Here is a 15,865-nt window from a genome sequence, read left to right as displayed (position 1 = left end):
GCCCCACAGGCACCCACCGCGCCGGATCGGAGGAGTTCGGCTCGCGGGGCGGGCCGAACTCCGGGCGGGAACGACGAAGGGCCCCGGCGAAAGCCGGGGCCCTTCGGGACGTGCCTCAGGTCAGTTGTAGGTGCCCGGGGTGAAGTCGTCCGTGGAGAAGCTGTCGAAGTCGACGTAGCTCAGGTCGGCGTCGCTGTACGCGCCGTCCGAGGCGAAGATGCGGTTGGGGTACCGCTCGCTCTTGGCCTCCTCCGTCGCCTCGACCGTGACGTTGCGGTACTTCGCAAGTCCGGTTCCGGCGGGGATGAGCTTTCCGATGATGACGTTCTCCTTGAGGCCGACCAGAGGGTCGCTCTTGCCCTCCATCGCCGCCTGGGTGAGCACGCGGGTCGTCTCCTGGAAGGAGGCGGCCGACAGCCACGACTCCGTCGCGAGCGACGCCTTGGTGATACCCATCAGCTCCGGACGACCCGACGCGGGGCGCTTGCCCTCGCCGACGGCCTCGCGGTTGATCTGCTGGTAGCGCTTGAAGTCCACCAGCTCACCCGGAAGCAGCGTCGTGTCACCGTGGTCGACCACGGTGACCTTCCGCAGCATCTGGCGCACGATGACCTCGATGTGCTTGTCGTGGATCGGCACACCCTGCGAGCGGTAGACGCCCTGCACGCCGCCGACGAGGTACTTCTGCACCTCGCGGGCACCCATGACACGCATGACCTCCTTGGGGTCGAGCGTGCCGACCTGCAGGGGCTGGCCGACCGTGACGTGCTGGCCGTCCTCGACCAGCAGCGTCACGCGCTTGAGCACGGGGTACACGTGCGGCTCGTCGCCGTTGTCGGGCGTGAGGATGACCTTCTTGCTCTTGTCGGTCTCGTCGATCGTGATGCGGCCGTCGGCCTCGGCGATCGGCGATGCGCCCTTGGGGGTACGCGCCTCGAACAGCTCCTGCACACGGGGAAGACCCTGCGTGATGTCATCCGCGGATGCCGAACCACCGGTGTGGAAGGTACGCATCGTCAGCTGGGTACCGGGCTCACCGATCGACTGGGCGGCGATGATGCCGACGGCCTCGCCGATGTCGACGATCTTGCCGGTGGCCAGCGAACGGCCGTAGCACTTCGCGCAGACGCCGACGGCCGAGTCGCAGGTGAGGACCGAGCGCACCTTGATGCTCTCGACACCCGACTCCACCAGACGGTTGATCAGCACGTCGCCGACGTCGTCACCGGCTTCGGCGACGACCTCGCCCGCGGGGTTGACGACATCCGCCGACAGGGTCCGCGCGAACACCGAGTTCTCGACGTTGGCGTCCTTGATGAGCTCGCCGTCGGCACCGGGCGCCGCGATCGGCAGCTCGAGACCCTTGGTCGTGCCGCAGTCCTCTTCGCGGATGATGACATCCTGCGAGACGTCCACCAGACGACGGGTCAGGTAGCCCGAGTCGGCGGTACGGAGGGCGGTGTCGGCCAGACCCTTGCGGGCACCGTGGGTGGCGATGAAGTACTCCGCGACCGACAGACCCTCGCGGTACGAGGAGATGATCGGGCGAGGGATGATCTCACCCTTGGGGTTGTTCACCAGGCCTCGCATACCGGCGATGTTCCGGATCTGCAGCCAGTTACCACGCGCACCGGAGGACACCATGCGGTTGATGGTGTTGTCCTCGGGGAAGTTGGCGCGCATCGCCTTCTGGACCTCGTCGGTGGCGGCGGTCCAGATCTTGATGAGCTCCTGACGACGCTCGGCGTCGGTGGTGAGACCCTTCTCGAACTGGCCCTGGACCTTCGCGGCCTGCTTCTCGTAGCCCGCGACGATCTCCGCCTTGTTCGGCGGGGTCAGGATGTCGCTCAGCGCCACCGTGACACCCGAACGGGTGGCCCAGTAGAAGCCGGCGTCCTTGATGCGGTCCAGCGTCGCCGCGACCTCGACCTTGGGGTACTCCTCGGCCAGCTTGTTGACGATCTGGCTGAGCTTGCCCTTGTCGGCCTGCTCACGGACGAACGGGTAGCCCTTGGGCAGCGCGTCGTTGAAGATCGCCTGGCCGAGCGAGGCGTCCAGGAGACCGTGGCGCTCGTAGCCCTCGGGGGCGTCGCCCTCGAGGAAGGTGAGACCCGGAACGCGGATGCGGACCTTGGCCTGCAGGTCGAGGGTGCCCTCGTCCTTGGCCAGGATCGCCTCGGAGACCGAACCGAACACGCGGCCCTCACCGGTCGCACCCTCCTTGACCGTGGTCAGGTGGTGCAGGCCGATGATCATGTCCTGCGAGGGCAGGGTGACCGGCCGGCCGTCGGACGGCTTCAGGATGTTGTTCGAGGCGAGCATCAGGATGCGGGCCTCGGCCTGGGCCTCGACGGACAGCGGCAGGTGGACGGCCATCTGGTCACCGTCGAAGTCGGCGTTGAACGCCGCGCAGACGAGCGGGTGGAGCTGGATGGCCTTGCCCTCGACGAGCTGCGGCTCGAACGCCTGGATGCCGAGGCGGTGGAGCGTGGGCGCACGGTTCAGCAGAACCGGACGCTCGCGGATGATCTCCTCGAGCACGTCCCAGACCTCGGGGCGCGTGCGCTCGACGGCGCGCTTGGCAGCCTTGATGTTCTGCGAGTGACCGAGGTCGATCAGGCGCTTGATGACGAACGGCTTGAAGAGCTCGAGCGCCATCTGCTTGGGCAGACCGCACTGGTGCAGCTTCAGCTGGGGACCGACGACGATGACCGAACGGCCCGAGTAGTCCACGCGCTTTCCGAGCAGGTTCTGGCGGAAGCGACCCTGCTTTCCCTTGAGCATGTCGCTCAGGGACTTGAGGGCGCGGTTGCCGGTACCGGTGACGGGGCGACCGCGGCGGCCGTTGTCGAACAGCGCGTCGACGGCCTCCTGCAGCATCCGCTTCTCGTTGTTGACGATGATCTCGGGGGCGCCGAGGTCGATCAGACGACGAAGACGGTTGTTGCGGTTGATCACGCGACGGTAGAGGTCGTTCAGGTCGCTGGTCGCGAAGCGGCCACCGTCCAGCTGCACCATCGGGCGCAGCTCCGGCGGGATCACCGGGACGACGTCCAGGACCATGGATGCCGGGCTCATGCCGGTCTGCAGGAACGAGTTGACGACCTTCAGGCGCTTGATCGCGCGGATCTTGCGCTGACCCTTGCCCTCGGAGATCTGCAGGTGGAGGCTGTCGGCCTCGGCCTGCAGGTCGAAGGTCTCCAGGCGACGCTTGATCGACTCCGCACCCATGTGGGCCTCGAAGTACTGACCGAAGCGGTCCTGCAGCTCGTGGAAGATCTCGTCCTCGCCCTTGAGCGAGCCGACCTCGAGCGTGCGGAACTCCTCCCACACGCGCTCGAGACGGGCGATCTGGTCGTCCGCGTTCTTGCGGATCGACGTCATCTCCTTCTCAGCGGCGTCCTTGACCTTCTTCTTCTGGTCGGCCTTGGCACCCTCCGCCTCCAGGGCGGCGAGCTCGTCCTCCAGCTTCTGCAGGCGCGCGGCGACGCGGGCGTCGCGGCGGTCGGCGAGCGTCTTCAGCTCGAGACGGATGTTGTTCTCCTGCGTGGCGAGGTCGCGGTGACGCGCATCCTCGTCGACGGAGATGACCATGTACGCGGCGAAGTAGATGACCTTCTCGAGGTCCTTCGGCGCCATGTCCAGCAGGTACCCGAGGCGCGAGGGCACGCCCTTGAAGTACCAGATGTGGGTGACGGGCGCGGCGAGCTCGATGTGGCCCATGCGCTCGCGGCGGACGGAGCTCTTGGTGACCTCCACGCCGCAGCGCTCGCAGACGATGCCCTTGAAGCGGACGCGCTTGTACTTTCCGCAAGCGCACTCCCAGTCGCGGGAGGGTCCGAAGATCTGCTCGCCGAAGAGGCCGTCCTTCTCCGGCTTCAGCGTGCGGTAGTTGATGGTCTCGGGCTTCTTGACCTCGCCGAAGGACCAACGACGGATGTCGTCAGCGGTGGCCAGGCCGATGCGAAGCTGATCGAAAGTAGTTGATTCGAGCACTAGTTCTCAGTTCTCCTGTGAAGAATTCTGTTTCGGACCCGGCGGCTTAGATCTCGTCGATCGACGAGGACTCGAAGCGGCTGGAGATATTGATGCCGAGCTCTTCCGCAGCGCGGAACGCGTCGTCATCCGTGTCACGGAGGTTGACCGCGGTGCCGTCGGCCGAGAGGACCTCGACGTTCAGGCAGAGCGACTGCATCTCCTTCATGAGGACCTTGAACGACTCGGGGATGCCGGGCTCCTGGATGTTCTCGCCCTTGACGATCGCCTCATAGACCTTCACGCGGCCGAGGATGTCGTCGGACTTGATCGTCAGAAGCTCCTGGAGGGCGTATGCGGCACCGTATGCCTCGAGCGCCCACACCTCCATCTCACCGAAGCGCTGTCCACCGAACTGCGCCTTACCACCGAGCGGCTGCTGGGTGATCATCGAGTACGGACCCGTGGAGCGCGCGTGGATCTTGTCGTCGACGAGGTGGTGGAGCTTCAGGATGTACATGTAGCCGACCGAGATGGGCGCCGGGAACGGCTCGCCGGAGCGGCCGTCGAACAGCAGCGTCTTGCCCGAGCGGTCGATGAGGCGCTCGCCGTCGCGCGTGGGGAGCGTCGAGTCGAGCAGACCCGCGATCTCGTCCTCGTACGCACCGTCGAACACCGGGGTGGCGACCTTGGTGCCCGGCGCCGCCTCGCGGGCGGCCTCGGGGAGGCTGGCAGCCCACTCGGGGGTGCCCTCGACCTTCCAGCCCTGCTGGGCGATCCAGCCGAGGTGGAGCTCGAGGACCTGGCCGAAGTTCATTCGACCCGGGATGCCGAGCGGGTTCAGGATGACCTGGACGGGGGTGCCGTCCGCGAGGAACGGCATGTCCTCGACGGGCAGGATCTTGGCGATGACACCCTTGTTGCCGTGGCGGCCGGCGAGCTTGTCGCCCTCGGTGATCTTGCGCTTCTGGGCGATGTAGACCACGACGCGGCGGTTGACGCCCGAGCCGAGCTCGTCGTCGCCGTCCTCGGCGTTGAACTCCTTGACCGCGATGATCGTACCCTGCTCACCGTGGGGCACCTTCAGCGACGTGTCGCGGACCTCGCGGCTCTTCTCGTTGAAGATCGCGCGGAGCAGGCGCTCCTCGGCCGAGAGCTCGGTCTCACCCTTCGGGGTGACCTTTCCGACGAGGATGTCGCCGGGACGGACCTCGGCGCCGATGCGGATGATGCCGCGCTCGTCGAGGTCCTTCAGCAGGTCGGGGCTGACGTTGGGGAGGTCACGGGTGATCTCCTCCTTGCCGAGCTTGGTGTCGCGGGCGTCGACCTCGTACTCCTCGATGTGGATCGAGGAGAGCGTGTCGTCCTTCACCAGGTCCTGGCTGAGGATGATCGCGTCTTCGAAGTTGTGACCCTCCCACGTCATGAACGCCACGAGGAGGTTCTTGCCGAGCGCGAGCTCGCCGTTCTCGGTGGCGGGGCCGTCGGCGATGACCTCGCCGGCCTCGACGCGGTCGCCGGCGGAGACGACGACGCGCTGGTTGTAGGACGTGCCCTGGTTCGAGCGGTCGAACTTGCGGAGGAAGTACTCCTGCGTGCCGCCCTCGTCGAGCTGGACGGTGACGACGTCGGCCGAGACCTCCAGGACGACACCGGCCTTGTCGGCGGTGACCACGTCACCGGCGTCGATGGCCGCGTAGCCCTCCATACCGGTTCCGACGACGGGCGACTCGCTGCGCAGCAGCGGGACGGCCTGACGCTGCATGTTCGCACCCATGAGGGCGCGGTTGGCGTCGTCGTGCTCGAGGAACGGGATGAGCGAGGTCGCCACCGACACCATCTGGCGCGGCGAGACGTCCATGTAGCCGATCTCCTCGGCGGGGATGAGGTCCACCTCGCCGCCGATCTTGCGGGCGAGGACGCGGGTCTCCTGGAAGTGGCCGTCGGCCTTCAGAGGCGCGTTGGCCTGGGCGACGATGAAGTCGGCCTCTTCGCTGGCGGTCAGGTAGTCGATCTGGTCGGTGACCCGACCGTCGACGACCTTGCGGTACGGCGTCTCGATGAACCCGAACGCGTTGATGCGCGCGAAGGACGCGAGCGAGCCGATCAGACCGATGTTCGGGCCTTCGGGGGTCTCGATCGGGCACATGCGGCCGTAGTGCGAGGGGTGGACGTCACGGACCTCGACGCCCGCGCGCTCACGCGACAGACCGCCGGGGCCGAGCGCCGAGAGGCGGCGCTTGTGGGTCAGGCCCGCGAGCGGGTTGTTCTGATCCATGAACTGCGACAGCTGCGAGGTGCCGAAGAACTCCTTGATCGCCGCCACGACGGGGCGGACGTTGATCAGGGTCTGCGGGGTGATCGCCTCGATGTCCTGCGTGGTCATGCGCTCGCGGACGACGCGCTCCATGCGGGACAGACCGGTGCGGACCTGGTTCTGGATGAGCTCGCCGACGGCGCGGATGCGGCGGTTGCCGAAGTTGTCGATGTCGTCGACGTCCAGGCGGATCTCGGCGGGCTTGCCGGCGCGGGTGCCGTCGAACGTCGTGTCACCGCGGTGCAGGCGCACGAGGTACTTGATCGTCGCGACGATGTCCTCGACGGTCAGCACCGAGTCGGACAGCGGGCCGGTGAGGCCGAGCTTCTGGTTGATCTTGTAGCGACCGACCTTCGCGAGGTCGTAGCGCTTGGCGTTGAAGTAGAAGTTGTCCAGCAGCGCGCGGGCGGCCTCGGCGGCGACCTGCTCGCCCGGACGGAGCTTGCGGTAGATGTCGCGGAGCGCGTCTTCCTTGCTCAGGATGGTGTCCTTGGACAGCGTCTCCTCGATGGAGTCGAAGCCGGCGAACTCGGCGAGGATGTCCTCGCTCGTGAGGCCCAGGGCCTTGAGGAACACGGTGACGGACTGCTTGCGCTTGCGGTCGATGCGCACGCCGACCTGGTCGCGCTTGTCGATCTCGAACTCGAGCCACGCACCGCGGCTGGGGATGATGCGCGCCGAGACGATGTCCTTGTCGGAGGTCTTGTCGGGCGTCTTGTCGAAGTAGACACCGGGCGAGCGGACGAGCTGGGAGACCACGACACGCTCGGTGCCGTTGATGATGAAGGTTCCCTTGTCGGTCTGGAGCGGGAAGTCGCCCATGAAGACCGTCTGCGTCTTGATCTCACCGGTCTGGTGGTTCATGAACTCGGCCTCGACGTAGAGCGGGGCGGCGTACGTCTTGCCGCGCTCCTTGCACTCCTCGATGGAGTACTTCTCGGGCTCGAGGTAGGGGTTCGTGAACGAGAGCTGCATGGTCTCGCTCAGGTCCTCGATCGGGGAGATCTCCTCGAAGATCTCCTCCAGTCCGCTGATCTCGGGGACATCGGTGCGGCCGGCGGCCTTCGCCGCTTCGACGCGAGCCTTCCAGGACTCGTTGCCGACGAGCCAGTCGAAGGACTCGGTCTGCAGCGCGAGGAGGTCGGGGACCGTCAACGTGTCGGAGATCTTGGCGAACGAGAGGCGGGAAGCTCCGCGTCCGTTCTTGAGGGTGGTGGCAGGGGTGGATGCGTTGGGCGCAGCAACCAAGGGGATTACCTCCGTGGGCCCGAGTGGGCTCGTTTCCTTGTCGTCAGGTGGAGTGCTCGATCATTCCCCGAAAACCCGCGCGTCACGCCGTGTCGCAAGGCACGGGCACGCAAGCACCGCCGACCACCATATGAGGGCAGGGGGAATCCAAGAGCGCAAAGGCCCACTATACGTCGCGCGACGCGCCATGTCCAGCAGGATCCTTGAAAAGGACCGGATGCTGCGGTATAACTCCGCGCGCGCCGGCGGTCATCCCCCTCGCGCGTGGCGGAAACGCACCCTGGTCCCGGGGCGCGCCTGACCCAGCGCGTCGAGCCCGGCATCCGTCGCCACGGCGATGACCGGATATCCGCCCGTGACCGGTCCGTCGCGCCCGAGCACCACCACGCGGCCTCCGGGCGGGACCTGCAGGGCGCCGGGGACCATCGGCTCGCTCGGCAGCTCGCCGGGGACGGCGCGCGCGAGGTCGGGTCCGATGAGGCGGATGCCGACGCGGTCGGTGTCGGCGGTGACGGTGAACACATCCGCGTAGAGGGCCTCCTGCGCCGCCGCGGTGAACCAGTCCGCGCGGGGTCCGGGGTGGACCTCGACGACGAGGTCGTCGCCGGCTCGGGTGTCGAAGGGCATCACCTCGGCGACCGGGATGGGCGACTCCGGCTCGGTGTCGAGCGCCAGGACGTCGCCGTCGGCGAGCGCGGCGGGCCCGAGGCCGGAGAGCGTGTCGGTGGCGGAGGAGCCCAGGACGGGCGGCACCGCGATGCCGCCGCGGACGGCGAGGTAGGCCCGCACCCCGGCGGTGAGGGGCGCGATCTCGAGCGTCGTCCCCGCGGGCCAGGCGTGCGCGGCGGCGGGATCGCAGGCGTGTCCGTCGATCCAGAGCGCGCGTCCGGCTCCGGTGACCGCCACCCAGACGTCGCGCGCGGCGACGGCGCGGAAGCCGCCGAGGGTCACCTCCACGCCCGCCGCGTCCGGGGGATTGCCGACGAGACGGTTCGCCAGACGCAGCGCACCCCGATCTGCGGCTCCGGACACTGAGACGCCGATGCTCGCGCGGCCGGGCCGCCCGGCATCCTGGACCGTGGAGAGGATGCCGGCGCGGGTGACGCGGATGTCCGCGCGGGCCGCCGCGCCCCGCGGAACCGGCGTACCCGCCGTCCGCACGACGGGGAGGGCCTCGACCTCGCGGAAGCGCACCCGCCGCCCCGGCGCGAGAAGGGCGGGCGGATCCGCGAACGGGTCGAACAGCGCGGCGGAGGTCCGCGCGATCAGCCGCCAGCCGCCCGGCGTCGCCCGCGGGTAGGCGCCGGTGAAGCCCGCCGCGAGGCCGACCGCTCCGGCCGGCACGCGGGTGCGCGGGGTGTCCAGGCGCGGGACGTCGAAGGGCCAGTCCGGGCTCTCGAGGTAGCCGAAGCCGGGCGCGAACCCGGTGAAGGCGACCCGCCATCGCGCATCGCGGTGACGGGCGACGAGCGCCTCGGTGCTCAGCCCGAGCAGCCGCGCCGTCTCGGCGAGGTCCTCGCCGTCGTACACGACGTCCAGGTCGACCGCCGGCGCCTCGCCTCCCTCCTCGGGAGGGATGACGGATGCCGCGGCCGAGCGCGCCCACCGCGCGGCGTGAGCGAGCGGCAGGACGCGCGGATCGACGTGGATGAGCAGCGTCCGCGCCGCCGGAATGAGGTCGAGCACGCCGTCCGGCGGCGTCGCCTGGAGCCGCGCGAGGAGCTCCCCCACGCCGCCGGGTGCGACGTCGAGGAGCACGGCGGCCTCGCCCATCGGACGGGCGGCGAGGAGGAGGCCGGCATCCGTTCCGGCGGCCTCGGACGGGGTCGCGCCGCTCACCACGGCGCCCGCACGCTCACCCCGGCCGCGTCGAGGGCCGCCCGCACGGCGCGCGCCATCGCGAGGGCGGCGGGCGAATCGCCGTGGAGGCACAGCGACACGGCGCCGGTCTCGAGGACGCCGCCGTCGACGGCGATCACCGTTCCCTCCTGCGCGAGCCGGACGGCGCGCGCGGCGACCTCGGCCGGATCGTGCAGCACGGCGCCGGGTTCGCCGCGTGCGACGAGGGCGCCGTCGGGGCGGTAGGCGCGGTCGAGGAACGCCTCGGCGAGGAACGGCAGGCCGTGCGCGGCGGCGGCGTCGGACACCGCGCCCGGCAGACCGAGGAGCGGCAGCGCCCGCCCGATGCGCTCGGCGCGCTCCGCGACGGCACGGGCCAGGGCGCCCGCCTGCGCGGGGTCGGCGCGCACGGCGTGGTAGAGCGCGCCGTGCGGCTTGACGTAGCGGAGGTCGGCGCCGGCGGCGAGGAGCGCGTCCAGCTGCGACCCGATGCTGCGCTCGAGTTCATCGGTCGGGACCCGGAGGGCCACGCGGCCGAAGTTCTCCGGATCGGCGTACGACGGGTGCGCGCCGACGGCGACCCCGAACCGGGTGGCGCGCTCGACCGAGGCGCGCATCGATACGGCGTCGCCGGCGTGCCCGCCGCACGCGACGCTGGCGCTGGAGACGACGGCGAACAGCGCCTCGTCGTCGGCGGTGGGCACCCCCGCGATCGTCTCGCCGAGGTCGGCGTTCAGGTCGATGACGGCCATGCCTCCACGGTATCCCCGCGACCGGTCGGCGGTGCCGACTACCGTGGAGCCCATGGGACGCACGCGGGAGCAGCCGACGCCGTCGCGGCGCCTCGGCGACGGCACTCTCGCCCGGGTGATCCCCTCGGCCTACGCCGGCGGCTTCGAGCTCGACGTCGACGGCACTCCGCAGTCCCACGTCGACCTCGACGACCCCACGCACCTGCACTTCGAGTACGTCGCCCGCATGGGGGCGGTCATCGACCAGCTCCGGATGCCGGGGCAGCCGCTCACCGCGGTGCACCTGGGCGCGGGGGCGCTGACCCTGCCGCGGTACGTCGAGGCGACCCGGCCGGGCTCGCGCCAGCAGGTCATCGAGCTGGAGGCGGAGCTCTGGGACCTCGTGCGCGAGGAGCTGCCGCTCCCCCGCGGCGCCTCGGTGCGCGTGCGGATCGGCGACGCCCGGGCGGGCCTCGCCCGCCTCCCCGCGAGCATGCGGGGGCAGGCCGATCTGGTCGTCTCCGACGTGTACTCCGGCGCGCAGACCCCCGCCCACCTCACCACGGTGGAGTTCTACCGGGAGGCCGCGGAGCTCCTCGCCCCCGACGGCGTGCTGCTGGTCAACGTCGCCGACGGGGCGGGTCTGGAATTCGCCCGCGGCCAGGTGGCGACGATCGCGCACGTGCTCGACCACGTCATCGTCCTCGCCGAGGTGCAGGTGCTGAAGGGTCGGCGCTTCGGCAACCTCGTGGTCGCGGCATCCGCTCGGCCGCTTCCGACCGCCTGGCTTCCGCGTCTGCTCGCGGCGGGACCGCACCCCGCGAAGATCGCCGAGGGGACGGAGGTCTCGGAGTTCGCCCGGGCCGGTCGCATCGTCACGGACGCCTCGGCGACGGCGTCGCCCAAGCCGTCGTCGTCGCTCTTCGAGCGGTGACCCGGCGTGGCACGACCGGCGTTCGACGACCGGCGTTGCACACTGGTGGGAGCCGATCGAACGGGAGGAGTGCATCGTGAGCTACATCCAGGGATACGACCCCGACACCCTCCGCGAGATCGTCGACCCGCGCCACTGCAGCGAACGTCTCGAGGAGATCGGGGAGCAGCGGAGCCTTCCGGCGCTGCTCGAGCGCGTATGGCTGCTGAAGGTGCTCGGCCGACCCGAGGACGCCCTGTCGATCTCGGACCAGTCGGTCCGCGTCGCCCGCATGGCCGGCACCCGGAAGGACCTGCTGCGCGCCCGGATCCTGCACGCCACCGTGCTCCAGGCTCTCCGCGCGTACGCGGCCGCCGAGCAGGAGCTCACCGCGTGCGCCGACGAAGCCGAAGGCCAGGGCTGGTCGGCGATCGCCGCCTTCGCCTACCAGCACCGCGGCAAGGTCCACTACGACGAGGGCGACTACGACAGCGCCCGTCGCGACTTCAAGAGCGCGCTGTTCCTGCGCCAGGAGTCCGGCGTCCCTGACGACCAGCTGGAGTCGACGCTGCTCGCCATCGACGCCGCCGACCGGCGCCGGGTGGTCGGGGCGGTCGCCGGTTCCGTCGCCAGCTGAGCCCGGTGTCCGAGGCCGGATCTAGCCTTCCCCCATGTCGGAACTGCACCGTGTGCGCGGGTGGGCGCACGCTCTGATCGCCCTCCATCTCGATGAGAGCTGGACGTTCGGGTTCGACAACGCCAAGCGCCGCGCCGGGCTCTGCGACTACCGCGCGCGTCGCATCAGCGTCTCGCGCTACCTCGCCGCCCGCTACAGCGACGATGAGAACCATCAGACCCTCCTCCACGAGGTCGCGCACGCCCTCGCCGGCCCGCAGGCGGGCCACGGTCCGCAGTGGAAGAGGGTGGCGCGCGATCTCGGCTACGTCGGGGGCACGACGCACCACGGCGAAACCGCCGTCGAGCTCGCCCCCTGGGTCGGGGTGTGCCCCGCCGGCCACGTCGCGTACCGTCACCGCCGGGCGAGCCGGCCGACCTCCTGCGCGAAGTGCGCTCCGCGCTTCGATCCGGCACACGCGTTCACGTGGACGCGGCGGGAGATCACCCGCGCGGCACGCGACGCGGCCCTCACTCCCCGCTGATCGCGGCGGCGGAGAAGGTTCCGTCGATCAGGCGCGGTGCGGCGGATGCGGCATCCACCATCGCCGCGGCAATCGCGTCGTCGCGCGCGCCGTCCGCGATGAGCTGCTGACCCGATCCGGCGGCGGTCAGGAGGTGCCGGACCGCCGGACGCAGCCCCTGGAAGGCCGCGCACGCGGCGGCTGCTTCGGGCGAGGTGTGGTCGATGCCGAAGGCCGCGAGGGCGTCGATGATCGCGCCGGCGCCGAGTTCGTCCTCGACGGCGAAGCGGATGCCTCCCGCAGGCGTCGCCTCACCGACCGCGATCAGCGACACACTGGTGCGCTCGCCGCGGGCCCGCTGCACGGCGGCCACGGCCTCGGCGACCGCACGCGCCGTGCGGAGGCTCCCGAGCAGCACCCCCGCGCCGGCGTCGACGGCGGCGCGCACCACGACCGCGGCATCCGGGAAGCGCTGATCGAGCGCGGCGTGGGCGAGGGGCGATCCGGCCTCGATCGCGTCGGAGGCCGCGGTGCCGGCGCCGAGGACGTCGACGACGACGACGAGGTCGGCCGGGGCGAGCCGTGAGAGCCCGGCGACCCCCCAGTCGAAGCGGACCTGGTAGCGATGCTGATCGAACGATGACGACACCCCGATACCTTACGATCCCCCTCGCCGCCAGCGGGTCCTCCCGATGACGCCGGATGACAGACTGAGCGCATGCGGGTGCTGCTGAAGTTCACCATCGACTGCGATCCGGATGCCGCCTGGCGGGCGCTGCATTCCCCCCGAGCGGTGTCGGAGCTGTACGGGCCCATGGTCGACATGGAGCCGATGGCCCCTGAGGGTCTGCCGACCACCTTCTCGCCCGGCGACGACATCCCGGTGCAGCTGACCGCCCTCGGCGCGATCCCGCTCGGCCGGCAGCTGATCCACGCCTCGGAGCGCGTCGTCGACGAACCCGCGGGCCGGGCGCGGATCTTCCGCGACAGCGGCATCCCGCTGACCGGGCCGCTCGCGGCGCTGGACGTGTGGGATCACCAGATGGCGGTGTCGCCGGTGCCCGGTCGTCCCGATCAGGCCCTCTGGCGCGATCGTCTCGTGATCGGCGGGGCCGCGGCCCCCGCTCTGTGGCCCATGCTGTGGACGGTGTGGCAGTGGCGCGGCGCGCGGATCCGCGCCCTCGCCCCGACCTGGGCCCACGACCCGGCATCCGATCGGGCGAGCGACGAGGCATCCGGCGAGAGCTGACGCGCGTTCATGTGGCGGTCGTGGCCGCCTCCCGACGGGGGACGCGGCCACGAGTGCCACACGAACGCGCGGGGCTCAGCGTCCCGCGGGGCTCAGTGCGGTGCGGGCACCGCGGCGACGGTAGCGACGGATGCCGCGCGGACGCTGCTTCTCGCGCGATGCCGGCGCTCCCCCGTCCTCGCGCAGCGCCTCGACAGGCGTGACGTTCGTCGCGAGCCGGGTCGGCGCGACCGCGGCGAGGAGGGTGAGGACGGCCGTCGCCACCACGATGACCGCCACCGGCCCCCACGGGACCGCGGGGAGCACGAAGGTGGGCGTCGACCACGCCGGCGGCATCGGGATCGCCCCGAACAGCGACTGCGCGGCGACCCAGCCGTAGAGGATGCCGAGCACGAGGCCCGTGACGGTCGCCGTCACCGTGACGTGCGCGGCCTCGAGCAGCACGAGGCGCCGCACCTGGCGGTCGGTCACGCCGAGCGCGCGAAGGAGTCCGAGTTCGCGTCTGCGCTGCAGGATCCCGAGGGTCAGGAGGTTCACCAGCCCGACGGCGGCGATGACGGCGGCCACCGCGACGAGCCCCATCATGATGCCGCTGAAGGTGTCGAGGAGGGTCGTCAGCTCCGCGGGCGCTTCGCCCTCGCCCGAGGCGGCGATGACGCTCTTGGTCGTCTCGCCCGCTACACCGAACATCGTCACGAGCGCCACCCCCATCACGACGCCGATGGTCATGCGGCTGGAGCGTTCGGGGTGGCGGAGGGCGTTCTCGGCCGCGAGCCTCGCCATCGCCGAGCGCCCGAACAGACGGCCGACGGCGCGCAGCAGCGGCGGCATGAACAGCGTCGACGCACCGGCGAGCCCGGAGAACGACAGGACACCGCCGAAGAAGGCCACGACCACCCCGAACGGGGTGACGAAGCCGACGAGGATGCCGCCGGCGAGGAGCACGACTCCGCACCCGAGCAGGACGAGCGCCCCGACGGTCCGGGCCCGGCTCCCTCGGGCCTCGCGGTAGGGCTGCTCGACCGCACCGCCGAGCGCCTGGAGCGGGGTGACGGTCAGCACCCGGCGCGAACCCGCCCACGCCGCGGCCCACGTCGTCAGCGTCACCGCGATCGCGGGGAGCACGAGCACCGGCTGCACGACCGGGTAGTCCACCGACGGCACGCCGAGGAACGTCTCGGCCGCGATGATGCCGAGAGCCGCGATGCCGATGCCGGCGGCGAGTCCGATCAGCGCGCCCCAGAGGCCCGCCGACAGACCCTGGCGACCGATCTCCGAGCGCTGCGAGCGGGCCGAGGCCCCGATCAGGCGGAGGAGCGCGATGCGGCGCGTGCGCCCCGCGACCACGGTGGCGAAGGTGTTGGCCGTCACGATCGCCGCGACGTACAGCGCCACCCCGAGGAGGAGCGCCGACAGGATGCCGAGGACGAGGGCCAGCGTGTCGCTCTCGCCGAGATAGGGGTCGGCGCTGAGCACCGCCGCCAGATACCCCGTCGCGCTCAGGAGCACCACGCCGAACGCGGTGGAGATCGCCGCCACGAGGATGCTCGCCCCGGTGCCGCGGCTCTCCCGGATGCCGGCGCTCACCGGAGCGCTCCGGCGGAGGCGACGGATGCGGCGGGCGCGGCATCCGTCCGGGGCTCCGTCTCCGCCTCGGCGGCGAGCATGTAGGCGGAGATCTGCTCGGCGGTCTGGCGCGGCTTGTCGGCCACGAGGTGTCCGTCGGCGAGGAACAGCACGCGGTCGGCGTGCGCCGCGGCCACCGGGTCGTGGGTGACCATCGCGATCGTCTGGCCGTGCGCGCGGCTCGCGTCGGCGAGGAGGCGGAGGACCTCCTCGCCGCTGCGGCTGTCGAGGTTTCCGGTCGGCTCGTCGGCGAAGACGAGGTCGGGGCCGGTGGCCAGGGCGCGCGCGATCGCCACGCGCTGCTGCTGCCCGCCGGAGAGCTCGTGCGGACGGTGGTGGAGGCGCGAGGACAGCCCGAGCCGGTCGACGAGGTCGTCGATGCGGCCACGCTCGAGGGCGCTCGGCGCGCGCCCGTCGAGGTCGAACGGCAACAGGATGTTCCCGAGCGCGGTGAGGGTGGGGACGAGGTTGAAGGACTGGAAGACGAACCCGACGCGCCGCCGACGGAGGATCGTCAGCTCGAGGTCGCTGAGTCCGGTGATCTCGGTCTCGCCGAGCCACACCTCGCCGCCGGTCGGTGCGTCCAGGCCCGCCATGATGTGCATCAGGGTCGACTTGCCCGACCCCGACGGCCCCATGATCGCGGTGAACTCCCCGCGGCGGATCGCCACGTCCACCCCGTCGAGGGCACGGACCTCGGCCGATCCGCCGCCGTAGGTCTTCGTCAGTCGGTATACGCGGGCAGCGAGGCCCAGCTCGTTCATCGTCGTTCGCATGCTTCGACGCTACGAATCGGCATCCGTCCGCCGCGTCGGTCTCGGGTCGCAT

11 protein-coding genes are annotated in these 15,865 nt (G+C 70.8%); 4 read left to right on the top strand and 7 right to left on the bottom strand.

Features of this window, described 5'->3' with window-relative positions; genetic code table 11:
• Positions 1-120 precede the first annotated feature (120 nt).
• The 4 genes from rpoC to LTL01_RS06855 all read right to left on the bottom strand — a co-directional run bounded on the left by rpoC (position 121) and on the right by LTL01_RS06855 (position 10,131).
• Positions 121-3,996 carry a DNA-directed RNA polymerase subunit beta' gene (gene rpoC, locus LTL01_RS06870; protein ID WP_236967947.1) on the bottom strand — a complete coding sequence of 1,292 codons (3,876 nt, stop codon included), beginning with the start codon at positions 3,994-3,996 and terminating at the stop codon, positions 121-123.
• Between the two features lie 46 nt (positions 3,997-4,042).
• Positions 4,043-7,540: a DNA-directed RNA polymerase subunit beta gene (gene rpoB, locus LTL01_RS06865; protein WP_053546396.1), complete on the bottom strand. Its 3,498-nt coding sequence runs from the start codon at positions 7,538-7,540 to the stop codon at positions 4,043-4,045.
• Between the two features lie 249 nt (positions 7,541-7,789).
• Positions 7,790-9,379 carry a 5-oxoprolinase subunit B/C family protein gene (locus LTL01_RS06860; RefSeq protein ID WP_236967946.1) on the bottom strand — a complete coding sequence of 530 codons (1,590 nt, stop codon included), beginning with the start codon at positions 9,377-9,379 and terminating at the stop codon, positions 7,790-7,792.
• Positions 9,376-10,131, bottom strand: a complete 756-nt coding sequence (locus LTL01_RS06855; RefSeq protein WP_236967945.1) for a LamB/YcsF family protein — start codon at positions 10,129-10,131, stop codon at positions 9,376-9,378. The genes LTL01_RS06860 and LTL01_RS06855 overlap by 4 nt, the downstream gene beginning before the upstream one ends.
• 52 nt (positions 10,132-10,183) lie before the next feature.
• Between LTL01_RS06855 and LTL01_RS06850 the strand changes: the two genes are divergently transcribed.
• The 3 genes from LTL01_RS06850 (at position 10,184) to LTL01_RS06840 (ending at position 12,183) form a co-directional block, all read left to right on the top strand.
• Positions 10,184-11,044: a spermidine synthase gene (locus tag LTL01_RS06850; protein ID WP_053546398.1), complete on the top strand. Its 861-nt coding sequence runs from the start codon at positions 10,184-10,186 to the stop codon at positions 11,042-11,044.
• Between the two features lie 76 nt (positions 11,045-11,120).
• A complete protein-coding gene (locus LTL01_RS06845) occupies positions 11,121-11,660 on the top strand; it encodes a hypothetical protein (RefSeq protein WP_053546399.1) in 540 nt (179 codons plus the stop codon).
• Between the two features lie 34 nt (positions 11,661-11,694).
• Positions 11,695-12,183 carry a SprT-like domain-containing protein gene (locus tag LTL01_RS06840; protein WP_236967944.1) on the top strand — a complete coding sequence of 163 codons (489 nt, stop codon included), beginning with the start codon at positions 11,695-11,697 and terminating at the stop codon, positions 12,181-12,183.
• Here the strand turns inward: LTL01_RS06840 and LTL01_RS06835 are convergent.
• Complete coding sequence (locus LTL01_RS06835) at positions 12,170-12,811, bottom strand: 2-phosphosulfolactate phosphatase (protein WP_236967943.1); 642 nt, start codon at positions 12,809-12,811, stop codon at positions 12,170-12,172. The two genes, LTL01_RS06840 and LTL01_RS06835, sit on opposite strands and share 14 nt — an antisense overlap.
• A 69-nt stretch (positions 12,812-12,880) precedes the next feature.
• Here LTL01_RS06835 and LTL01_RS06830 point away from each other — a divergent pair, with 69 nt between their 5' ends.
• Positions 12,881-13,411: a hypothetical protein gene (locus LTL01_RS06830; protein WP_236967942.1), complete on the top strand. Its 531-nt coding sequence runs from the start codon at positions 12,881-12,883 to the stop codon at positions 13,409-13,411.
• A gap of 75 nt (positions 13,412-13,486) precedes the next feature.
• Here LTL01_RS06830 and LTL01_RS06825 read toward each other — a convergent pair whose 3' ends face one another.
• A complete protein-coding gene (locus LTL01_RS06825) occupies positions 13,487-14,998 on the bottom strand; it encodes an ABC transporter permease (RefSeq protein ID WP_236967941.1) in 1,512 nt (503 codons plus the stop codon).
• Complete coding sequence (locus LTL01_RS06820) at positions 14,995-15,813, bottom strand: ABC transporter ATP-binding protein (protein WP_236967940.1); 819 nt, start codon at positions 15,811-15,813, stop codon at positions 14,995-14,997. Before LTL01_RS06820 ends, LTL01_RS06825 begins: the two co-directional genes overlap by 4 nt.
• Positions 15,814-15,865: the final 52 nt, after the last annotated feature.

This window comes from Microbacterium aurantiacum, assembly GCF_021654035.1.
Classification (GTDB): domain Bacteria; phylum Actinomycetota; class Actinomycetes; order Actinomycetales; family Microbacteriaceae; genus Microbacterium; species Microbacterium aurantiacum.
Note: the sequence above shows the minus strand (reverse complement) of the source record. Positions and strands in the feature narration are given on the sequence as shown.